Below are 20,577 nucleotides of genomic sequence, written 5' to 3' on the forward strand. Positions count from 1 at the left end.
AGCTGGATGGCTGTGCGCCCGAGTTCGGCGGGCTCTGCACCTGAGCTCGACGGCCGTGCACCTGAGCTCGGCGGGCTCTGCACCTGAACTCGACGGGCCGTGCGCCTGAGCAAGCCCGATCAGCAGCCCGAGCGCTCGATCACTTCACCAGCGCCGCGATGATCCGCGCACACTCCAGGGACTCCGTGTGCGTGGTGTCGACCTCCAGGTCGTAGGCCACACCCTGGTGGACCAGCTCCGCCTGCTTCGCCGCCATGCCCCCGACGCGGTCGCCCCGGGCGGTCTCGCGGCCCGCCGCGACCGCGCTCTCGCAGCGCACGCCGACCCACAGCACGCCCAGCCCGGCGAGGGCCCGCCGCCAGCGCTCCTGCGAGGCGGCCCCGCCCAGGAACACCTCGTCGACGATCACATGGGCGCCCGCGCGTGCCATCGCCGCGACCCCCGCGATCCAGGCCGCCTCCAGCTCGCGGAACTCGGGGCCGACGACCACCTCGCCGTCCGCCGCGAAGTCGATGCCGCTGTCGGACGCCGTGAGGGATGCGGGCATCGCGTCGACGAAGGTGTCCGTGCCGAGTGCCAGCCAGGCGTCCGGCAGCACCGACTGCAGACAGCGGGCGATGCCCGACTTCCCCGAGCTGGAACCGCCGTTGAGCACGATCACCTGGGTGGACGTCGGAGCCGTCGTCGGATGCGTCATCGCGCCACCGTATGCGAGGTGTGCGTTGCGCGGGCCGTCGACCCCAGCCCGGCCCGTACCTGCCGCACCAAGTCCGCGGCCGCACCCCGCCATTCGCCGTGCTCGAACGTGAAGCCCGCATCGAGCAGCCGGCCGGGCACGACCCGACGGCTCTTGAGCAGCAGCTCGGTGTCCGAGCGCAGGACGAACGCGCCGATCTCGGCCATCCACTTGGTCGCGGGCAGCCCCAGCGGGACGCCCCACGCGCCCCGCAGCTCCCGCATGAAGGCGCGCTGCGGCAACGGAGCGGGGGCGGCCAGGTTCACCGGACCCGTCATGTCGGCCCGGTCCACCAAGAACTCCACGGCGCGTACGAAGTCCCGCTCGTGGATCCAGGACACGTACTGCCGGCCGCCCGCGACGGGCCCGCCGAGTCCGAGCCGGGCCATGCGCAGCAGCACGTCGAAGACGCCGCCGCGGTCGGGGGTCATCACCATCGCGGCGCGCAGCGCGACCTTGCGGGTGTGCGGGGTGGCGGCCTGCTCCTGGGCCCGTTCCCAGGCCTTGGCGATCTCCACGCTGAACGCCCAGTAGTCCGGGACGCCTGCCTCCGCGCCCCCGATGACGCCGTCGGCCTCGTCGTTCGGCCCATCGAAGCGGTGCTCGTAAATCGTGGCCGTGCTCATCTGCAGCCACACCCGCGGCGGCTGCGCGGCCGCCGCGATCGCCTCGCCCACGACCCGGGCGGAGTCGACCCGCGAGTACATCATGGCCTGCAGGTTGTCCGGGGTGTAGCGGCAACTGACGCTGCGCCCGGCCAGGTTGATCACGATGTCGCTGCCGTCGATCGCGGCGGCCCACGGGCCCAGCGTCTCGCCGTCCCAGGCGATCTCATGGGCCCGGGTGGGCCGCCGGGTCAGCACGACGACCTCGTGCCCGGCCGCGGTCAGGGCGCGGCGCAGGGCGGTGCCGACCTGGCCGGTGCCGCCGGGAATCACGTACTTCATCGGGTCCCCCTTTGGTTACGCGGCGAGCCTAGCGCAGATTTGAACGTGTTCAATACGTGGGTCGGGCGGTGCCGAGCCCGCGTTCCGCACCGCCGCCGGAGCCTGCGCGATGCACTCGGGCGACCCACCGGCCCCGCCGCGGAGGCCACTGAGCTCCCCGATGCCCGGGTGCGAGAGGTATCGGCGGGCGAGCGGGTGAGGAACCTCGGGCATGGAGCTGACCAGTACGTCCTTCCTGAGCTCCCGCTGCAGTGTCCGAAGGTGCTCGGCGCGGGCGCGGCCTTCGACCCGGATCCGCTCACCGGGGACCCCGACGTCCTGACCGACGCCGCGCTGCGAGAGCGCAACAGCCCCATGTGGCTCGTCCGCAACACCCATACGAAGGCCGACCTGTTCCTCGGGACCTCGCGGCAGGGCCCGGACAGGCCGGACGCCGACATCGAGGCGTTCGGCAAGGCCGTCGCGGGGACCGGTGTGACCGTCAAGACGTCGATCAAGCCGGACGGCGGCCACAACTGGGAACACCTGGCGCAGCTTCTACCCCGAGGCGATCCCCTGGCTGAGCGGGCGGCTGACCATGCCCCGCCCGCGAGGCGCCGAAGTCCGGTTCGGGCGGCGCTGATTGGCGGGGATGGGGGAGTGATCACTGCTGTCCGCCGGCGACGTACAGTGCGCCGGGGGATTGCGGCGCGCCCCGGTTGATGCCGCGGAACCACCGGCCGAGGCCAGCCGCGGGCACCACGACGACGGCCGCCCTGACCGGTGTGCCCCAGGTCGTGGTTCCGCAGGGCGCGGACCAGCCGTACTGGGGCGGTCGGGTGGCCCACCTGGGCATCGGCGCGGCGCACGACGGACCGGCGCCGACCTCCGAATCCTTGTCGGTCGTGCTCAAGACGGCCCTGACCGCCGAGACCCGCGCACGGGCGAAGGCCGTGGCGGCCACGATCAGCACCGACGGAGCTGCGACGGCCGCGAAGCTGCTGCTCGACGCGGCGTCCTGATCAGCGAGCCGGCCCAGCCGTCCTGACGGGACATGCCGGAAAGGGGCGACACCCCTCAGGCCCTGCTGAGACGGCGCGCCGAAGCAGACGCCGCAGACGCCTACGAAGTGGTGGCGGTCACCTGCGGGGCTTGCCGCGCTTGGCCCCGCCCTTGGGGCCGCCACCCTTGGCCCCGCCGCCGGAACCGCCGCGCGACCCCTTGCCGGCCGGCTTGCCCGTCCCGGTTCGCCCGGCCCCGGGCTTCTGCCGGGCGCCGCCCTTGTCCTGCGCCTTGGCCTTGTCCTTCTTCGGCTGTGGCGGCGTGGGCGTACGGCCGCGCGAGCTGTTGACCGTACGGCCGCGGACGATGCCGATGAAGTCCTCCACCAGATCGGTGGTCTTCTCCTCGGGCCACGACAGCGCCACCCGCGACTCGGGTGCGTCGGTCAGCGTCCGGTACGTGAGGTCCTTGCGGTGATGCAGCCGGGCCAGCGACTGCGGCACGGCGAGCAGCCCGATCCCCGCCGCCACCAGCTCGATCGCGTCCTCGGTCGTGGCCGGGCGCTCCAGCGCGGGCAGCCCCGGCGGCCGCTCCCAGTCCAGCGTGTCGTCGAGGGGATGCAGCACGATCTCGTCGGCCAGGTCCTCGGCGGTGACCTCCTCGACCGCCGCCACCACGTGATCCTTGGGGACCACGACCACGGTCGTCTCGGCGTACAGCGGGATCGCGCTGAGGTCCGTACGGTCGATCGGCAGCCGGACGAAGGCGGCGTCGGCCTCGCCGCCCCGCAGCAGGCCGGGCGCCTCCTCGGCCGACACCTGCAGCAGGGTCAGGGGGACGTCGGGCCGCCGCTCGTTCCAGATCCGCACCCACTTGCTGGGTGTCACTCCCGGGACATAGCCGAGCCGGAACGCAGGGGAATCTTCCGAGCCAGTCACCCGCCAAGGTTAACGGTCCTGGTCAGCGGCGGCGCACGCCGAGGGCCCCGCGCACCGCCGTGGTCGGTGAGGGCGCACTTGCTCGAATACCCTTGACCCATGACGTCGCACCAGAGCGCCCAGACCATGAAGCCCGCCACCGCGGCGAAGAAGCTGGGTGTGTACCTCGAGGCCACCCCCGCCGAGTTCCAGGAGGGTGCCGTCTCGCGCACCGAGCTGAACGCCCTGCAGGCCGAGCCGCCCGCCTGGCTGCAGGAGCTCCGGGCGAACGGCCCGCACCCGCGCCCGGTCGTCGCCGCGAAGCTCGGCGTGTCCATCGCGGGCCTCGCCCGCGGCGGGGTCACCGAGGCCCTCACCACCGAGCAGATCGAGGCCCTGAAGGCCGAGAGCCCCGAGTGGCTGCAGAAGGAGCGCGCCACTCAGGCCGACGTCCGCAAGGAAACGGTGCGCATCAAGGAGAAGCAGGCCGAGCAGCAGGCCAAGAAGAACGCCTGACTTCCTGTACGTCAGCGGCTCACCTCTCGCCGTACTGCGGTGGACGCCCTGCCTCATGCCCGCGACGCCGTCGCGGGCATGAGGCAGGGCGTTCGTCATGTCGTACGCAGATGACCGGCCGGTCGGCAGTTGTGAGCCAGGCGCCGGCGAGGCTCAACTGCACGTCGCCGCCCGGCAGTAGGAGAGCCAGGCGGCAGTGGCAGGGGAGTCGGCAACCCCGCGTCCCCTCGCCGGACACCCGGCTCGTAGAGTCGCCAAGGTGATCCACGACGACACCCCTGCCACGCCGGGCGCCCCGGACCCGGACCTGCCGATGCTGACCGCCGTCCAGGCCGCACGTCTGCGGGCACTCGCCGCCCCCCATCTCGGCGAGGGCGGCGCCTCCCTGCACAACCTGGCGCTGCTGTGCCGCCAGGAACCGGAGGACCGCTGGCCCGCCTTCGTCGAGGACCACTTCACGCGCCTGCGGCAGGCGAGCCGGGGCGGGGAGAGCGCCGAGGAACTGCTGCGCGGCACGCATGCGCGGCTGCTCCCCACCGACGCGATATCCGGGCAACTGGCCGACCACCTGCGCTATGCGCGCCAGATCGCCGACGGTCTGGTCTTCGCGTACGCCCTGGACGGGCCGACCAGCGTACGGATCCTCACCGACGCCGACGTGGCGCGCACCGAGATCGAGGAGCTGGGTGCGGCGGCGTACCGGAATCTGATGAGCGTGCCCGTCAAGCACGACGAAGTGCCCGTGGAGGGGCGGGCGTTGCTGCACTCGCTGTACGGCGACTCCCCGTTCGTCGCGAGCAAGGCGCTCTTCCTGTCCGAGGCGGCCCGGCAGGTCACCGGCGAACCGCTGCCCGACGCGGGCGCCCTCGTCGTCGTGCCGACCCGGCACCTGCTCGCGTACCACCCGATCGTCGACGGCTCCGTGGTCGACGCCGTCAACGACCTGGCCGCGTACGGCTTCGGCGCCTACCAGGACGGGCCCGGCGAGCTGTCCCCGAGGGTCTATTGGTGGCACAAGGGCGCGCTGACCTCGCTCACGGTCATCGACGACGACACCCGCAGCTTCTCCGTGCAGCCGCCGCCGGACCTGCTCGCCCTGATGAAGGGCCTGGTCGGCCTCGACCGCGCCGGCCGGCTCGCCAGCCGTACGGTCGCCGAGGCCCCCGACGTCGCCCAACTCGCGCGCACCACGGGCGACTTCATCGCCCGGATCGCCGAGGACCCGGCCGCGCTCGCCGAGGCCTTCGCCTCCGCCGTCACCCTCGCCCACGCCCACTGCGCCACCGACCCGAAGGCCGACCGGGTCGAGACCTGGGACGCGTGGGCCACCGCCGTACAGCTCGGCTCCGCGCTGTTCAGCGGCGCCCAGCCCCAGACGTGTTACCTGGGCGAGGACATCGAAGCCCAGCTGCCCCTCGTCCCGGCCGCGCCGCCCGCGGACGCCCGTGCCTGGCTCGACGCGTTCTACCTCGCGGTCGTGTGCCGGCAGCAGGGCCGGGCCGACCGGCTGTGCGAGGTGCCGCTCGACGTGCTGCGGCAGGACGACTCCGTCGACGCGTACGTCTTCCACTGGATCGACGCCCTGCAGACCTTCTGGCTGCGCCGGCGCCCGCTCGACGACGTCGTGGAGAAGCTGGTCGCCACCATCGAGGCGTCCGAACCCGCGGGCCTGACCCACGCGCCCAAGGACTTCGTGAACCTGATCGACTACCAGCCGGTGGCCCTCTTCCACCGCCTGATCACCCGCGACCACGACGCCTTCAACGAGGCGCTTGCCACGGCGCTCGATCACTACGGCGACTACTGGGGCGATTCGGCCGCACCCCGCGGCCGGGTGGCGCTCGGGCTGCTGGCGATGACGAGCCTGGCGTACGCCTGGGATTTCCCCGTCAACCCGAACTGGCCCTGCCTGCCCACGTATCTGGTCGACGGCTCACGGATCGAGACGATGCCCGGCTGAGTTCTGCCCTGAGGACGGTTCGGCTTGCGGCCCCGAGCGAGGGGCCGCAAGCTGCACGGTCACAGCAAGGTGAACTCCTTGGCCGAAAACACCCTGTGCTGGCTATCGTCAGGTCCATGACCAAACGAGCGTCGCACGGCCTGCTGCCGCAGCCCGGTCCGCAGCGGGTGCTCGCCCTGGCCCAGTTGAGCAACTCCGTCGGTGACGGGGCGTATTACGTCACCTCGGCGCTCTACTTCACCCATGTCGTAGGGCTCTCCCCGGCCCGGATCGGGCTCGGCCTGACGCTGGCCTGGGCGGTGGGGTCGGTGGTGGGGGTGCCGCTGGGGCGGCTTGCCGACCGGCGGGGGCCGCGGGGGACCGCGGTGCTGCTGGCCCTGGCGACGAGTGCGGCGGTCGCTTCCTTCCTGGTCGTACGGGACTTCGTGCCGTTCCTCGTCGCCGCGACCGTGTACGCCAGTGCGCAGTCGGGGCTCGCGGCCGCGCGGCAGGCGCTGCTCGCCGGCCTTGTGGGCAAGGAGGAGCGGACCGGGGCGCTGGCCCATCTGCAGGTGACCCTCAACGCGGGCCTCGCCGTCGGTGCCGCGCTCGGTGGGTACGCACTGAGCGCCGGGAGCAAGCGGGCCTATCTCGCGGTGTTCGCGGTGGACGCCGTCAGCTTCGTCCTGTGCGCGCTCGTACTGCTGCGGCTGCCCGCGGTGGCGCCCGCCGGGCCCGCGCAGGGCGCGAAACTGGAGGTCCTCAGGGACCGGCCGTACGCCGTCGTCTCGCTGGTCAACACCGTGCTGCTGCTGCGGATGCCGCTGCTCAGCCTGGGCCTGCCGCTGTGGATCACGGAACGTACGGACGCACCCGAGTGGCTGGTCTCCGCCCTCTTCATCCTCAACACCGGTGCCGTGATGCTCTTCCAGGTCCCCATGGCCAAGAGCGTCACCGGCCTGCCCACGGCCTCCCGAGCCGTGCTGAAATCCGGCGTGATCATGCTGGCGACCTGCGTGGTCTTCGCCCTGTCCGGGAACGGCGGGCCGGTCGTGGCCGGCACGATTCTGATCGCCGGGTCGGTGCTCCTCGTGATCGCCGAGATGTGGCAGTCCGCGGGCTCCTGGCAGATCGGCTTCGACCTCGCCCCGGCCGGGCGGATCGGCGAGTACCAGGGCTTCTTCGGCACCGGTGTCACCATCGCCCGCACCCTCGGCCCGCTGGTGCTCACGGCGCTCCTGGTCGGCTGGGGCTTCGGCGGGTGGCTGCTGCTCGGCGGGGTGTTCCTGGTGGCGTCGTACGCGATGGGGCCCGTGGTCCGCTGGGCCGAAGGCACCCGTGCGGGGGCGGGCGTAAAGGGTTCCGGCGCGAAGGGCGAGGCCGAGCCCGGCGAGGGCGTCGATCCCTTGCTCGGTTCGGTCGACTGACATCCGGCGCTCCGTGCGCGGATAGGCTTTCGACCTTGAACAGGGTGGAGGACGTCAACTTGCCGCATGTGGAACTCTTCTCGCGCTCCTGGTCGGCCTTGCGCACGGCGGTCGCCGACCTCCCGGACGAGGACTTCGGGCGCCCGTCCGGCTGTACCGGCTGGCTCGTACGCGACCTGGTGTGCCATCTCGTCATCGACGCCCAGGACGTCCTGATCACCCTCGCGACCCCCGCCACCACCGAACCGACCCGCGACGCGGTGACCTACTGGAGCGTCTCCGCAGCGCCGCCGACCGGCGAGGACCCGCTCGACGCCCTGACCGTCCGCCTCGCGGCCGCGTACCAGGAGACCTGGCTGCTCAAGTTCCACCTCGACGACATCGGCTCCGCCGCCGGCCGCGCCGCCCAACTCGCCGACCCCGCACTGCGGGTGAGCACCCAGGACGAGGTCCTCACCGCGGGCGACTACCTCGGCGCGTACGTACTGGAGTGGACGCTGCACCACCTCGACCTGACCGCCCACCTCCCGGACGCGCCACCGCCGCCCGCCGAGGGACTCGCCCGATCCCGCGAGATGCTGGAGACGATCGCCCGGGCCGCGTTCCCGGCGTCGTTCTCCGACAAGGACGCGCTCCTGATCGGCACCGGACGGCGCGCCCCGACCGACGCGGAGTCGGAGGCTCTGGGTGAACTGGCCGCGAAACTCCCGCTCGTCCTCGGCTGAGCGGCCCGGCGAACTGCTGAAGGGACCTCCGGGTGAACGGCTTGTTCCCTCGCGCCCGACAGGACATCGCGCCGGGCGCCGTCCACGTCCCCGACTGGTTGCCCCTGCCCGGGCAACTCGCGCTGGTCGAGGCGTGCCGCGAGTGGGCGAAGGCGCCGGCCGGGCTGCGTGAGGTCCTGACACCGGGCGGCGGACGCATGTCGGCGCGCCAATTCGGCCTCGGCCGGCACTGGACCCCACGGGGATACACGCGTACGGCGGTCGACGGCGACGGCGCCCCGGTCAAGCCCATGCCGCACCGACTCGCCGATCTGGCGCGTCGAGCCGTGGCCGCCACCGGCTTCGGAGCGGCGGACGGATGCGCGTACGACGTCGCCCTCATCAACTACTACGACGACGCGGCCCACATGGGCATGCACCAGGACCGCGACGAGCAGACGGACGCCCCGGTGGTGTCGCTCAGCCTCGGCGACTCCTGCACGTTCCGCTTCGGCAATACGGAGACCCGGACCAAGCCGTACAACGACGTCGAGCTGCAGAGCGGCGACCTGTTCGTCTTCGGCGGCCCGTCCCGGCTCGCCTTCCACGGCGTACCGCGCATCCACGCCGGCACCGCGCCCCCTGAGCTGGGGCTGAGCGGGCGGCTCAACATCACGCTGCGTGTCAGTGGGCTCGGGTAGGGTCCGGCCACGGATCAAGTGCCGGGCCGCCGCAGGCCTCGGCGTCCTCGGCGCGGGCATCGTGCTTCTCCTCGACGTGATCGCCACGTACGGCTGACGAACGCAGGTCCCCGGCCCGGCCTGCGGGCAGAGTTGGCTGCGTACCGGGCACCCGATGGGGTACGCGGGCGAATGCGAACAGGGACCTGTGGACGCGGCAGCAAGGAGAGGCGGGCGAACCATGAACAAAGTCGTCGTGGGCGTGGACGGATCGGAGCCGTCACTGCGCGCCCTGGCCTGGGCCGCACGGCAGGCGAAGCTCACCGGCGCCACATTGGAGGCGGTGACCTGCGTGGACTTCCCGGCCGAGGGCTGGGAGCCCATGGCTGGCTGGGCGCCGCCCCCGCTGCGGCCCGAGGACCTCGACCCCGGCGAGCTCGGCCGGCGCATCCTCGACAACGCCCTGGCCAAGGTGCTCGACGACGAGGCCGCCGCGCGAGTCGACCACCAGGTGTACGTGGGCGGCGCGGTACAGGGCCTCCTGGACCGCGCCGAGGGGGCGGAGCTCCTGGTCGTCGGCGAGCGCAGCCACCGGGGATTCGCCGCCGCACTGCTCGGCTCCGTCGCGCATCACCTCACGCACCACGCGCCGTGCCCGGTCACTGTCGTACGCGGCGGCGAGGACCCCGCCTCGAAGGACTCGGACTGACCGCATCGGCCGAGCGCCGGCCGCCCCCGGCTGACGGAACAGGTCGAACACCGGCACGACTCGGACCGAACGGCCCTGGCGTGCGACCGGCCTGCGCCAAGTCACCACAGGCACCGGCCCGCCCGGTGCGGATCATGGGAGACTCGCCTCCATGAACGGCAAGCCGGCGCCCCACGACATGGGGCAGGGGTCCACCCGCACCCGACTGGAGCGAGGACGTGGGGCACTCGGCCCCGCGCTCGAGCTCGTCCACACCGGCCGCGCCCCGACCCGCGCCGTCCTCACCGCCGAACTGGGCGTGACCCGAGCCACCGCGGGCGCCGTCGCCGCCGAGCTGGAGGCGCTCGGCCTCATCCACGTCGAGCCGGGAGCCGCGGCCGGCGCGCAGGGGCGGCCCTCGCACCGCCTGGTCGTCGCCGACGACGGGCCCGTCGTACTCGCGGCCCAGGTGCACGCCGACGGATACCGGGCCGCGCTCGTCGGCCTCGGCGGCCGCATCGTCGCCACCACCCCCGGCTGCGAAACCGTGGAGGCCGACCCGGCGCAGGTCATCGGCGCGGTCGTACGCGACGGCGCCGAGCTGCTCAAGGACAGCGGGCGGCGCTGCGCGGGCGCGGGCCTGGCCGTGCCGTCCGCGGTGGCCGAGCCCGACGGGCAGGCGCTCAACCCGCTGCACCTGGCCTGGAGCGCGGGCGCACCGGTGCGGCAGGTCTTCGCCGAGCAGGTCCGCGCGGCGGGCATCGACCGGCCCGCCTTCACCGGCAACGACGTGAACCTCGCGGCCCTCGCCGAGTACCGGCACGGCGCCGGACACGGCGCCAGGGACCTGCTCTGCGTGGCCACCGGACACCGGGGCGTCGGCGGCGCGCTCGTCCTGGACGGCCGTCTGCACACCGGGAGTTCGGGCCTCGCCCTGGAGGTCGGCCACCTCACCGTCAACCCCGAGGGCGGCCGACCCTGCCACTGCGGCAGCCGTGGCTGTCTGGACGTCGAGACCGACCCCCTGGCCTTCCTCACCGCCGCGGGCCGCGAGCCGGGCCCCGAGGTGTCGCTGCTGCAGCAGGCCCGCGACCTGATCCGGACCCAGTACGCGGACCCGCTGGTACGCGGCGCCGCCGAGCAGCTCATCGACCGGCTCGGCCTCGGCCTCGCGGGCCTCGTGAACATCCTCAACCCCGACCGCATCATCCTCGGCGGCCTGCACCGCGAACTCCTGGGCGCCGACCCCGAGCGGCTGCGCGCGGTCGTCGCCGACCGCAGCCTGTGGGGGCGCAGCGGCGGCGTGCCGATCCTCGCCTGCACCCTGGACCACAACAGCCTGGTGGGGGCAGCGGAGTTGGCGTGGCAGCCGGTCCTTGACGATCCGCTGGGTGCGCTCGGCGCGCAGATCTGAGTCCTACGCCGCCGACGCGGGCCGCGCGTCCGGCTCGGGCCACTCCACCGCGAAGGCGCGGGCCGCGTTCTCCGTGAGGACGCGGTCCACCAGGTCCTTGCCCAGGGTGAGTTCGAGACGCGGCCGCAGCCTCCGTAGGAGGTGGGGCATGCCCGGGGCCTCGGGCGTCGTGGAGTCCCCGCCGAGCAGCAACTGCCCGCCGAAGCCCGCCTCCGCGAGGGCCGCCAGCTCCTCGGGCAGGCGCCAGTCGGTCCAGTGATTGGCGCGGGACGGGCCGTCGAAGGCGAGGAACGCCCCGCTCTCGGCCGCCTGCCGCTGCCCCACCTGGTCGGGGGAGCGGCCCAGGTGACCGAGGATCACGGACTGCGGCGCCACCCCCAACTCCCCGCAGAGCAGGTCGAGTACGTCCAGGGCGCCGGTGCCCAGTTCCAGGTGGACGGCGATCGGTGCGCCGGTGCGGTGGTGGGCCGCGGCCGCGGCCGTCATGGTGCGGCGGGCGTGTGCGTCGAGGCCGTGGAAGGAGCCTGCCACCTTGATCAGCCCGGCCCGGACGGCCGACCCCGCGATGCCCTCGGTGAGTTCGGCGGTGAACAGCCCGGCGAGGTCCCCGCCGACCCGGCGCAGCACGTCCGCGTCGTAGTGCGCGGCCTGGTGCAGGCCGGTGGCGGCGACCACGTGCACGCCGAACTCGCGGGACAGCCTTGGCAGTACGTCGTGCCGGCGGCCCATTCCGTACGGCGTCCACTGGACCACGGTGCGGCCGCCGAGCTCGCGGAAGTCCCGCAGCCTCGTCGCGGCCGCGTCCGGGTCGTCGACCTCCTGGCCCGGCAACTGCGGGCTGCGGATGAACAGGTGGTCGTGCGCATCGCAGACGCCGAGCTCCTCGGGGGCGATGTCGCCGAGGACGGTGCGGACGGTGCGGACGGTGCTCAAGCGTGGCTCCGGTGGGGGAGCCGGTCCCGCTCGGGGGCGGATGTGTGCAGGACCTGGAAGCGCTCGCCCGACAGGTTGTCGCGGTCCTCGGTCAGCAGGGTGAAGTGGACGACCTCCCAGAGCCGGGGATCAAATGCCATGGCGGACAGCACCGTTGACGGCAGCGCGGCGATCCGGTCGGCCTCCCGCTGCGCGGCCGCCAGGTACTCCGGCAGTTCCCGGTACTCGGTCATGGGGACGCGCCGCCGCACGGCGACCGCCGGCGACTGGGCCGCCGAGGGTCCCTCCTCGTAGGACACTCCCGGCCAGTGCTGCACGACGGGCCGCCCGAAGTCGGCGCACAGGCCCTGGAATCCGGGCCCCCACAGGAAGCTGTTCATCCCCTCGGAGGTGCGCCACAGGTAGAACGGCGCGTACTGGTTCACCGTCGATCCGTCAGTGCCGCGCTCACGCATGAGGTACGCCTTGACGCCGAGGCCCGGAAAGGCGTCCGTGAGGTGCCCCTTGGCCTCCACCCGCTTGCGGATGATGCCCATGTCGTAGTCGGCGGGCAGGGTGATCTCGTACTGCATGGCGTGCATGACGTACTCCCTCAGTAGGTGGTCTCGGGCAGCAGTGGGTGGTCTCAGGCGGCCGCGTGGCGCAACAACGCCAACAACCCCTGCGCTGCGGCGTCGAACGCCTCGGCGGAATTGCGGGCCCTGGCCAGCACATAGCCGCCCTGGACGGTCGCGACGATCAGGGCGGCGGTCGCGCGCGGGTCGAGCGAGGCGGTGAACTCGCCGTTTTCCAGGCCCTCTTGGACGATTCCTTCGACGCGCTCGCGCAGCCAGTCGAGCGTCTCGTCCACCGGCTCGCGCAGTTCGTCGCTGACGATCACGTCCGGGTCCATCGTGAGCCGCCCGATCGGGCAGCCGCGCAGCACGTCGCGCTCCCGCAGCAGGTACGCCTCGATCCGTGCGTACGCCGTCCCCGGCGTGCTCAGCGGAAGCTCGGCGGCGGCCCGCAGCTGCTCGGCGGTGCGCCGGATCGCGGCGAGTGCGAGGTCGGGCTTGCCCTTGAAGTGGTGGTACATCGAGCCCTGGCCGGCGCCCGCCCGCTCCAGGATCGCCTTGGGGCTCGTACCCACGTAGCCGCGCTCCCACAGGAGCTCCTGGGTCGCTTCGATCAGCCGTTCCGGAGTGGTCATGCGACCACTGTACATACTAGTAAGTACAGACGCCATACCTGCAGGTACAGAAGGCCGCCTGCGCGCTGGGAGCAGGCGTGATGCGGCCGCGTACTCCCGGCGAGGTACGTCAACTGCCGCTGGCCGTACGACGACCCGGACCCCCTGTCGGAGCGAGTCTTCAGGCATCGAGGAAATCGCGGAGAAATCCACGAAATCGCTGATCGCCAATCGCTACCTGGGAGATGACGGAAATGGAAACCCTCGCGCACTTCGGCAACGGCGGGCCCGGCCCGTGGATCCTGTTCTTCCCGCTGATCTGGGCGGCCGTCGTCATCGGCGCCGTGACCGTCCTGCGCCGCACCGTGTGGCGCGGCCGGGGCCGTGGCGGCCCGTGGCGGGCCACCCCCGAGGCGAACTCGCCGATCGCCGTGCTCGGCAACCGCTTCGCGGCCGGTGAGATCGACGAGGACGAGTACTGGCGTCGGCTGACCGTCCTGAACGAGGAGTTCGGCGTACGGCGCTCCGCCAAGGGCGGTGCGGCATGAACGGCAGCATCGGTGGTCCCGGCGGCCTGACCACCGCCACCCGCACCGAGGTCGCGGCCCGGGTCGAGGGCGCCGTGAAGGTCTACGGCAGCGGCGACACCGAGGTACGGGCCCTGGACGGGGTGAGCGTCGGCTTCCCGGCCGGACGCTTCACCGCGATCATGGGCCCCTCGGGCTCCGGGAAGTCCACCTTGATGCACTGCGCGGCCGGCCTCGACACCCTCACCTCCGGGTCCGCGTACATCGGCGACACCGAGCTGAGCTCGCTGGACGACCGCAGGCTGACCCTGTTGCGGCGCGACCGCGTCGGGTTCGTCTTCCAGGCGTTCAACCTGCTGCCCACCCTCACCGTGGCGGAGAACATCACGCTCCCCATGGACCTGGCGGGCACGAAGGGCGACGCCGAGTGGATCGACGCGCTCGTCGACGTCGTGGGGCTCGGCGACCGGCTGCACCACCGGCCGTCCGAGCTCTCCGGCGGGCAGCAGCAACGCGTCGCCGTGGCAAGGGCGTTCGCGGGCCGGCCCGATGTCGTCTTCGCCGACGAGCCGACCGGCAACCTCGACTCCCGCTCCGGCGAGGAGGTCCTCGGCCTCCTCGCCGGCACGGTGCGCCGGATGGACCGCACCGTCGTCATGGTCACCCACGACCCGGTCGCCGCCGCCCACGCCGACGAGGTCGTCTTCCTCGCCGACGGCCGCCTGGTGGACCGCATGGAGAACCCCACGGCCGAGCGCGTCCTGGACCGCCTCAAGGCGTTCGACGCGGGGCCGCGCGATCAGAAGGGAGTCATGTCATGAGCTCCGCCGCCACCGCGGCCCGCCTCAGCCTCTCCTCGCTGCGGGCCCACAAGCGCCGCTTCGCGGGCACCTTCTCGGCCGTCCTGCTCGGTGTCGCCTTCCTGGCGGGCACGCTCGTCATGGGCGACACCCTACGAGCCGGCTTCGACACGATGTTCGGCAACGCGAGCAGCGGCACCGACGCCGTCGTACGCAGCGCCGACACGATCACCACGCCCGACGACACGCAGGGTGTCCGCAGGCCCGTCTCCACCGCCCTGGTGGACGAGATCGAGCAGATCGACGGCGTCGCGGCCGCCGCCCCCAACATCCAGGGCGCGGGCCAACTCGTCGGCAAGAACGGCAAACCCATCGGCGGCCAGGGCCCGCCCACCCTCGCCGGCAACTGGATCGACGACCCGAAGCTGAACGCCTACCGGCTCGCCGAAGGCCGCACCCCGCAGAAGTCCGGCGAGGTCGTCATCAACAAGGGGGCCGCGAAGACGGGCGACTTGAAGATCGGCGACACCACGACCCTGCGCACCCCGGACCCGGTCGAGGTCACGATCGTCGGCCTGGCCACCTTCGGCGGCGAGGACGGCATGGCGCAGGTCACCTTCACCGGCATGACCACGGCCGACGCGGAGAAGTACCTCACTCCGAAGCCCGGCGAGGCCGCGTCCATCCAGGTGCGCGCCGGACCCGGCACCAGCCAGCAGGAACTCGTCGACGCGCTGACTCCCGTCCTGCCCGAGGGAGTCGAGGCGATCACCGGTCAGGCCTCCGCCGAAGAGAACACCGACATGATCTCCGGCCAGTTCCTGAACCTCTTCACCACCTTCCTGCTCGTCTTCAGCGGCATCGCGCTGCTCGTGGCGACCTTCTCCATCCACAACACCTTCGCGATCGTCGTCGCCCAGCGCACCCGCGAGAACGCCCTCCTGCGCGCGCTCGGCGCCTCCCGCCGTCAGGTCGTCGGCTCCACGCTGGTCGAGGCCGCGGTCGTCGCGGTCGTCGCCTCGGCGGCCGGGCTGCTCGGCGGCATCGGCATCGCGGCAGGCCTGCAGGCCCTCTTCCCCGCCATCGGATTCCCCTTCCCCGAGGGCGACTTGGTGATCAGCGGCCTGTCCATGGCCCTGCCCCTCGCCGTCGGCATCGTGGTCTGCCTCGGCTCCGCCCTGCTGCCCGCCGTACGCGCCGGACGCACCGCCCCGCTGGCAGCCCTGCGCGAGACCGCCGTCGACCAGTCGGGCGCCTCCCGCGGCCGCACGATCGCCGGCACCGCACTGGCCCTGATCGCGGTGGGCATCACCCTCACCGGCGTACTCGCGAACCCCTCCCTGTGGCTCGCGGGCGCCGGCGCGGTCCTGGCCCTGATCGCCTTCGTCGTCCTCGGCCCCGTCGCCTCCTCCTCGGCGGTACGCGTCCTCGGCGGCCCCCTCGACAGGCTGCGCGGCGTCACGGGCGGGCTGGCCAGGCGCAACGCCCTGCGCAGTCCCAAGCGCACCGCCGCCACCGCGAGCGCCCTGATGATCGGCGTCGCCGTGGTCTCGCTCTTCACGGTCTTCGGGGCCTCCCTGAAGGCCACCATGGACCAGACGGTGTCCCGCTCCTTCGCGGGCGACATCGCGGTGAGCACGCCTTCGTTCGGCGCGGGCGGCAGCGGACTCAGCCCCAAGCTGGCCGGCGCCATCGCCGCGCGTCCCGAGGTCGAGAACGCCGTCGGGCTCGGCCAGGGAGTCGCCGAAGTCAACGGGGCGGGCCGCCAGTTGACCATCACGGACCCGACCGCACTCGCGAAGGGCTTCGACCTCGGCAACGTACAGGGAGACCTGAACACCCTCGGCACCGACGGCCTCGCCCTCTCCGACACGGAAGCGGAAAAGCGCGGTCTGAAGCCCGGATCCACGGCCGAACTCACCTTCACCGACGGCAAGAAGGAGACCTTCACCGTCCGCGCCGTCTTCGAGCGGTCCGAACTCGCCGGTGACTACGTCCTGACCCGCGAGGCCTGGGCCCCGCACCGCGCCCAGGACTCCGACACCCTGGTCGCCGTCACCTTCAAGGACGGCGTGAGCATGGACGACGGCAAGGCGGCAGTCGCCAAGACCGCCGAGCAGTACGGCAACCCCGAGGTGCAGACCCGCGACGAGTACGCCCAGTCCGCGGCCGGCGGCATCGACATGATGCTCACCCTCGTCTACGCCCTGCTCGCCCTCGCCGTCCTGATCGCCCTGCTCGGCATCGCCAACACCCTCACCCTCGCCGTCCACGAACGCACCCGCGAACTGGGCCTGTTGCGCGCCGTCGGCCAGACCCGCGCCCAACTGCGCGCCATGGTCCGCTGGGAATCAGTCCTGGTGGCCGCCTTCGGCACCACCGGCGGCCTCGCACTCGGCGCCTTCCTGGGCTGGGTCCTGGTCAAGGCCGCGGACGGCGCGAGCGACAGCGGCTTCGCCTTCGCGGTCCCGCCCGTGCAGCTCGCGGTGGTCGCCCTGGTGGGCCTCGCGGCCGGAGCACTGGCGGGGTGGCGGCCCGCGCGGCGGGCGGCTCGGCTCGATGTACTGCGGGCCATCGCCACGGAATGAGTCCCGGATGCGCCCCGGAGCGCCGCGTCGGCGCATGTCACCGCCCGGTCGACCGTACGCCGGCCGACCGGGCGGGAGTCTGTCCGAGCCCTCTGCGGGGCGGGTCCATCAGCTGACGGCCGCAGGCCGTCCGGGCACGGACCGTGACGTGTCCCGCCCGCCCGTGCGGTGTGCCCGGTCGCGGCCGTCCTTGTACGTCCCCTCGCAGCCGATCTTGCCGGAGCCGTCGCCCGCGACGCTTCCGTGGACCGGGTACGCGGGCAGCGCGATGGCCGGGGACACCGCGGGTAGCGTGAACCAGACGACCTTGCCGGAAGGTTCCTCCGCCCGTACGCCCCAGCTCTCGCTGACCGCCTCGACCATGGCGAGCCCGCGCCCGCAGGTGTCGAAGGGATCCGCGGCGTGCACTTCGGGCATGCGGGGATCATGGTCGTGCACGGAGACCGTGAGCCGGTCGAGCAGGAGCTCTATCTCCACCGTGCACATCTTGTCCGGCTGGGCATGCCGGTGGACGTTGGTGAGCAGCTCGGTGACGCCGAGCGCGGCACGGTCGATCAAGGGATCGAGATGCCAGTAGCGCAATTGCGCCGAGACGATTCTGCGGACTTGCCCGATCCGCGACGGCAGGGCCTGGAGCTCCACCGTGCAGTGCCTGCTTGGCTGGCTGATCACGGCTGCGACTCCCCGAATTGAGGTCCGGAAGAAGACGACGTTCGGATCCGGGGGAACGTACCGAAGAACCGACGGCGTTCAACGTGCCGAGCGCTTTCGGTGCTCCTCAGAAACCCTGGATCCCACAGAGGCTGCCTGCTGCTGGGCGGTGGGGCTGGGTCACAGCGTGACCGCCGGTAAACCCTGAGTGATGTGAGACCAGGGTGACTCAGGGGGTGCGGAACCGCAACTCGCGGACCCGCCCCCGCAGGTGGTGGCCTCACCGGACGCCGGGCTTCACCCGCGTGAGAGGTGGCCGCCCGCGCGGCGCACCGCCTCGAGGAACCGGAACGCGGACGGTGGGCCCGTCTCGCCCGGGGCGGGGTCGTGATCGCCGAGGATGAGCGAGTAGCGCTTGCCGTTGACCGTGGCAAGCGCCTTGTCGTCCTGGGCGAACCAGGGCTTGCCCGCGCTGACCGTGCTCAGTGGCGCGCTGTCGATCTCGCTGCCGTAACTGGTGAGCAACTCCAGTCGCCCGCCGTGGATGCGTATCTGCCCGGCGCGGGTGAGCGAGCGCAGCCGCCGCCCGATCCGCACGCCCGTGGCCGTGAAGTCCGGCTCCGCCATGCCGCTCGCCCCCAGGTAAGTCGTCCGGTACGTCGTCATCTGTGAACCCGCAGGCCCGTGGGGGCAGTCTGCCCGGCAGGCGGCTCGAGCACCAGTGCCCCTTTGGACGGCGCGGAAGCATTCGTCCCGGCGTACGAACGCGCCTGCGGGCAGCTTTGCCGACCTCTGCGCAAGCAGTGCCTTTGGGGGCCTCAAAGAGGTGTTTATGCAGGTGAGAAGCGTGTGGAAGGTGTCTATCATCGAGGCGTCCGGCCGGGGTCGACCGACCGGAACACGAGGCCCCACGACGTCACGGAGCGGCGCGATGAGCACTTCACAGCAGCCGGGAGCACCCGCGCCCATGACCACGCTCGACGTGGACCGCAGCGACGCGGAGTACCGGGCCTGGCTCAAAGAAGCCGTACGCAAGGTCCAGGCCGACGCCAACCGGTCCGCCGACACCCACCTGCTGCGCTTCCCGCTGCCCGAGCAGTGGGGCATCGACCTGTACCTCAAGGACGAGTCGACGCACCCGACCGGCAGCCTCAAGCACCGCCTGGCGCGCTCGCTGTTCCTCTACGGCCTGTGCAACGGCTGGATCCGGCCCGGCCGTCCCGTGATCGAGGCGTCGTCCGGCTCGACCGCCGTGTCGGAGGCGTACTTCGCGAAGTTGATCGGCGTGCCCTTCATCGCGGTCATGCCGCGCACGACCAGCGCGGAGAAGTGCCGCCTCATCGAATTCCACGGCGGCCAGTGCCACTTCGTGGACGACTCACGCAAGATGTACGAGGAGTCCGCGGCCCTCGCCGTCCAGACCGGCGGCCACTACATGGACCAGTTCACCTACGCGGAACGGGCCACGGACTGGCGCGGCAACAACAACATCGCCGAATCGATCTTCCGCCAGCTGCGCCTGGAGCGGTACCCCGAGCCCGCGTGGATCGTCGCCACGGCCGGCACCGGCGGCACCTCGGCGACCCTGGCCCGCTATGTGCACTACATGCAGCACGACACCCGCATCTGCGTGCCGGACCCGGAGAACTCCTGCTTCTTCGACGGCTGGGTCAAGGACGACCCGGAGTGCACCAGCGACTGCGGCTCGCGCATCGAGGGCATCGGCCGCCCGCGCATGGAGCCGAGCTTCGTGCCCGGCTCGATCGACCGCATGATGAAGGTCCCGGACGCCGCGAGCATCGCCGCGGTGCGCTCCCTGGAGCAGGCCATCGGCCGCAAGGCGGGCGGCTCGACCGGCACCGGACTGTGGAGCGCGCTGAAGATCGTGGCCGAGATGGTGGCCAGGGGAGAGAAGGGCAGCGTGGTCACGCTGCTGTGCGACCCGGGCGACCGCTACCTGGACAAGTACTATTCGGATGCGTGGCTGGCGGAGCAGGGCCTGGACATCGCCCCGTACACCGCCGCCATAGAGACGCTGCTGGCCACCGGAGTCTGGCCGGACCCGGCGTAAGCACCCACCTCCGGCTGGAGAACACGCACGTTGCCGCACGAACCGCTCCCGCTCGTCCAGGACCGCCCCGACCTCAAGGCGGACTGCGCAAGCTGCTTCGGCCTGTGCTGTGTGGCCCTGCCCTTCGCCCGCTCGTCGGACTTCGCGGTGAACAAGGCGGCGGGCACGCCGTGCAAGAACCTGCAGGGCGACTTCCGCTGCGGCATCCACACCCGGCTGCGCGATTCCGGCTTCTCCGGCTGCACGGTCTTCGACTGCTTCGGCGCGGGCCAGAAGGTCTCCCAGGTCACCTTCGGCGGGCACAGCTGGCGCGAAGTGCCGGGCAGCGCACGGCAGATGTTCGACGTGTTCCCGGTCATGCGCCGGCTGCACGAGCTTCTCTGGTACGTCACCGAAGCACTGTCCCTGCCCGCCGCGCGCCCCGTGCACGGCGAACTGCGGCGGGCCCAGGACGACATCGAGGCGCGCACCCGGCTGGACGCGGAGCAGCTCGCCGAGATCGATGTCGATGCGCTGCGCGGCGAGGTCAACGTCCTGCTGGTGCGTACCGGCGAACTCGTCCGCGCCGAGGTTCCCGGCCGCAAGAAGAACCACCGGGGCGCCGATCTCATCGGAGCCCGCCTCAAGGGCGCCGACCTGCGGGGCGCCAACCTCCGCGGGGCCTACCTGATCGCCGCCGACCTTTCGGGCGCCGACCTGCGCCGCGCCGACGTGATCGGCGCGGACTTCCGCGACGCCGACCTGCGTGGCGCCGACCTGACCGACAGCATCTTCCTCACCCAGGCCCAGCTGAACGCGGCCAAGGGCGACGCGACCACCAAGCTGCCGGCAAGTCTCGGCCGCCCCGGCCATTGGCAGGGCTGAGCGGGCCCTCCCCACGCCGGCGCCGC

Annotated in this window: 21 protein-coding genes and 1 pseudogene; 14 read left to right on the plus strand and 8 right to left on the minus strand. The window is 72.2% G+C overall.

Going from position 1 to position 20,577, the window contains the following annotated elements; translation table 11 throughout:
• Nucleotides 1–139: 139 nt before the first annotated feature.
• Nucleotides 140–697, minus strand: a complete 558-nt coding sequence (gene cpt / locus OG430_RS45110) for a chloramphenicol phosphotransferase CPT (RefSeq protein ID WP_327358505.1) — start codon at nt 695–697, stop codon at nt 140–142.
• Nucleotides 694–1,683: a TIGR01777 family oxidoreductase gene (locus tag OG430_RS45115; RefSeq protein WP_327358506.1), complete on the minus strand. Its 990-nt coding sequence runs from the start codon at nt 1,681–1,683 to the stop codon at nt 694–696. The genes cpt and OG430_RS45115 overlap by 4 nt, the downstream gene beginning before the upstream one ends.
• A gap of 168 nt (nt 1,684–1,851) precedes the next feature.
• Here OG430_RS45115 and OG430_RS45120 point away from each other — a divergent pair, with 168 nt between their 5' ends.
• Both OG430_RS45120 and OG430_RS45125 read left to right on the plus strand, forming a co-directional pair.
• The gene (locus tag OG430_RS45120; RefSeq protein WP_327358507.1) at nt 1,852–2,385 is read left to right on the plus strand and encodes a hypothetical protein; all 534 of its coding nucleotides are present in this window, start codon (nt 1,852–1,854) and stop codon (nt 2,383–2,385) included.
• A 29-nt stretch (nt 2,386–2,414) separates the two neighbouring features.
• A pseudogene (locus OG430_RS45125) lies at nt 2,415–2,684 on the plus strand (nucleotide disphospho-sugar-binding domain-containing protein); the annotation flags it as partial.
• A 117-nt stretch (nt 2,685–2,801) separates the two neighbouring features.
• Here the strand turns inward: OG430_RS45125 and OG430_RS45130 are convergent.
• The gene (locus tag OG430_RS45130) at nt 2,802–3,602 is read right to left on the minus strand and encodes a LysR substrate-binding domain-containing protein (protein WP_327358508.1); all 801 of its coding nucleotides are present in this window, start codon (nt 3,600–3,602) and stop codon (nt 2,802–2,804) included.
• A 99-nt stretch (nt 3,603–3,701) separates the two neighbouring features.
• Between OG430_RS45130 and OG430_RS45135 the strand changes: the two genes are divergently transcribed.
• The 7 genes from OG430_RS45135 (at nt 3,702) to OG430_RS45165 (ending at nt 10,949) form a co-directional block, all read left to right on the plus strand.
• Nucleotides 3,702–4,097 (plus strand): DUF5997 family protein, encoded by a 396-nt coding sequence (locus OG430_RS45135; RefSeq protein ID WP_327358509.1) that lies wholly within the window; start codon nt 3,702–3,704, stop codon nt 4,095–4,097.
• Between the two features lie 259 nt (nt 4,098–4,356).
• The gene (locus tag OG430_RS45140) at nt 4,357–6,057 is read left to right on the plus strand and encodes an immunity 49 family protein (protein ID WP_327358510.1); all 1,701 of its coding nucleotides are present in this window, start codon (nt 4,357–4,359) and stop codon (nt 6,055–6,057) included.
• 116 nt (nt 6,058–6,173) lie between these two features.
• Nucleotides 6,174–7,463, plus strand: coding sequence for an MFS transporter (locus OG430_RS45145; protein ID WP_327358511.1), 1,290 nt, complete (start codon nt 6,174–6,176; stop codon nt 7,461–7,463).
• 68 nt (nt 7,464–7,531) lie between these two features.
• Nucleotides 7,532–8,188 (plus strand): maleylpyruvate isomerase N-terminal domain-containing protein, encoded by a 657-nt coding sequence (locus OG430_RS45150; RefSeq protein WP_327359476.1) that lies wholly within the window; start codon nt 7,532–7,534, stop codon nt 8,186–8,188.
• A 32-nt stretch (nt 8,189–8,220) separates the two neighbouring features.
• On the plus strand, nt 8,221–8,868 hold the full coding sequence (locus OG430_RS45155; RefSeq protein WP_327358512.1) for an alpha-ketoglutarate-dependent dioxygenase AlkB family protein: 648 nt from the start codon (nt 8,221–8,223) through the stop codon (nt 8,866–8,868).
• Between the two features lie 220 nt (nt 8,869–9,088).
• The gene (locus OG430_RS45160) at nt 9,089–9,556 is read left to right on the plus strand and encodes a universal stress protein (RefSeq protein WP_327358513.1); all 468 of its coding nucleotides are present in this window, start codon (nt 9,089–9,091) and stop codon (nt 9,554–9,556) included.
• A 151-nt stretch (nt 9,557–9,707) separates the two neighbouring features.
• Nucleotides 9,708–10,949: an ROK family protein gene (locus OG430_RS45165; RefSeq protein ID WP_327358514.1), complete on the plus strand. Its 1,242-nt coding sequence runs from the start codon at nt 9,708–9,710 to the stop codon at nt 10,947–10,949.
• Between the two features lie 3 nt (nt 10,950–10,952).
• Here the strand turns inward: OG430_RS45165 and OG430_RS45170 are convergent, their stop codons facing one another.
• From OG430_RS45170 to OG430_RS45180, 3 genes are read right to left on the minus strand one after another with little or no spacing between them, the layout of a single operon-like run.
• Entirely contained in the window at nt 10,953–11,882 is a 930-nt protein-coding gene (locus OG430_RS45170) for a phosphotriesterase (protein WP_327358515.1), read from the minus strand.
• Nucleotides 11,879–12,463: a DUF4865 family protein gene (locus OG430_RS45175; protein WP_327358516.1), complete on the minus strand. Its 585-nt coding sequence runs from the start codon at nt 12,461–12,463 to the stop codon at nt 11,879–11,881. Before OG430_RS45175 ends, OG430_RS45170 begins: the two co-directional genes overlap by 4 nt.
• 44 nt (nt 12,464–12,507) lie before the next feature.
• Entirely contained in the window at nt 12,508–13,086 is a 579-nt protein-coding gene (locus OG430_RS45180) for a TetR/AcrR family transcriptional regulator (RefSeq protein WP_327358517.1), read from the minus strand.
• A 218-nt stretch (nt 13,087–13,304) separates the two neighbouring features.
• Between OG430_RS45180 and OG430_RS45185 the strand changes: the two genes are divergently transcribed.
• The 3 genes from OG430_RS45185 to OG430_RS45195 are packed head-to-tail and all read left to right on the plus strand — an operon-like array spanning nt 13,305 to nt 16,965.
• Nucleotides 13,305–13,598, plus strand: a complete 294-nt coding sequence (locus OG430_RS45185; protein ID WP_327359477.1) for an SHOCT domain-containing protein — start codon at nt 13,305–13,307, stop codon at nt 13,596–13,598.
• Nucleotides 13,599–13,624: 26 nt separating this feature from the next.
• Entirely contained in the window at nt 13,625–14,398 is a 774-nt protein-coding gene (locus OG430_RS45190; protein WP_327359478.1) for an ABC transporter ATP-binding protein, read from the plus strand.
• Entirely contained in the window at nt 14,395–16,965 is a 2,571-nt protein-coding gene (locus OG430_RS45195; protein WP_327358518.1) for an ABC transporter permease, read from the plus strand. The genes OG430_RS45190 and OG430_RS45195 overlap by 4 nt, the downstream gene beginning before the upstream one ends.
• A gap of 108 nt (nt 16,966–17,073) precedes the next feature.
• Here OG430_RS45195 and OG430_RS45200 read toward each other — a convergent pair whose 3' ends face one another.
• Together OG430_RS45200 and OG430_RS45205 are read right to left on the minus strand one after the other, a co-directional pair.
• Nucleotides 17,074–17,637, minus strand: a complete 564-nt coding sequence (locus tag OG430_RS45200; protein WP_327358519.1) for an ATP-binding protein — start codon at nt 17,635–17,637, stop codon at nt 17,074–17,076.
• 276 nt (nt 17,638–17,913) lie between these two features.
• On the minus strand, nt 17,914–18,243 hold the full coding sequence (locus OG430_RS45205) for a hypothetical protein (protein ID WP_327359479.1): 330 nt from the start codon (nt 18,241–18,243) through the stop codon (nt 17,914–17,916).
• 304 nt (nt 18,244–18,547) lie between these two features.
• Between OG430_RS45205 and OG430_RS45210 the strand changes: the two genes are divergently transcribed.
• Complete coding sequence (locus OG430_RS45210) at nt 18,548–19,687, plus strand: PLP-dependent cysteine synthase family protein (protein ID WP_327358520.1); 1,140 nt, start codon at nt 18,548–18,550, stop codon at nt 19,685–19,687.
• 30 nt (nt 19,688–19,717) lie between these two features.
• The gene (locus OG430_RS45215; protein ID WP_327358521.1) at nt 19,718–20,551 is read left to right on the plus strand and encodes a pentapeptide repeat-containing protein; all 834 of its coding nucleotides are present in this window, start codon (nt 19,718–19,720) and stop codon (nt 20,549–20,551) included.
• The last annotated feature ends 26 nt before the right edge of the window (nt 20,552–20,577 follow it).

Source organism: Streptomyces sp. NBC_01304, assembly GCF_035975855.1.
In the GTDB taxonomy this organism is placed as follows: domain Bacteria; phylum Actinomycetota; class Actinomycetes; order Streptomycetales; family Streptomycetaceae; genus Streptomyces.

Coding starts and splice junctions, on each gene's coding strand:
- OG430_RS45175 (WP_327358516.1), bottom strand. CDS start 12,463: ATGCACGCCATGCAGTACGAGATCACCCTGCCCGCCGACTACGACATG.
- OG430_RS45115 (WP_327358506.1), bottom strand. CDS start 1,683: ATGAAGTACGTGATTCCCGGCGGCACCGGCCAGGTCGGCACCGCCCTG.
- cpt (WP_327358505.1), bottom strand. CDS start 697: ATGACGCATCCGACGACGGCTCCGACGTCCACCCAGGTGATCGTGCTC.
- OG430_RS45160 (WP_327358513.1), top strand. CDS start 9,089: ATGAACAAAGTCGTCGTGGGCGTGGACGGATCGGAGCCGTCACTGCGC.
- OG430_RS45205 (WP_327359479.1), bottom strand. CDS start 18,243: ATGGCGGAGCCGGACTTCACGGCCACGGGCGTGCGGATCGGGCGGCGG.
- OG430_RS45165 (WP_327358514.1), top strand. CDS start 9,708: ATGAACGGCAAGCCGGCGCCCCACGACATGGGGCAGGGGTCCACCCGC.
- OG430_RS45185 (WP_327359477.1), top strand. CDS start 13,305: ATGGAAACCCTCGCGCACTTCGGCAACGGCGGGCCCGGCCCGTGGATC.
- OG430_RS45195 (WP_327358518.1), top strand. CDS start 14,395: ATGAGCTCCGCCGCCACCGCGGCCCGCCTCAGCCTCTCCTCGCTGCGG.
- OG430_RS45180 (WP_327358517.1), bottom strand. CDS start 13,086: ATGTACAGTGGTCGCATGACCACTCCGGAACGGCTGATCGAAGCGACC.
- OG430_RS45210 (WP_327358520.1), top strand. CDS start 18,548: ATGAGCACTTCACAGCAGCCGGGAGCACCCGCGCCCATGACCACGCTC.
- OG430_RS45135 (WP_327358509.1), top strand. CDS start 3,702: ATGACGTCGCACCAGAGCGCCCAGACCATGAAGCCCGCCACCGCGGCG.
- OG430_RS45145 (WP_327358511.1), top strand. CDS start 6,174: ATGACCAAACGAGCGTCGCACGGCCTGCTGCCGCAGCCCGGTCCGCAG.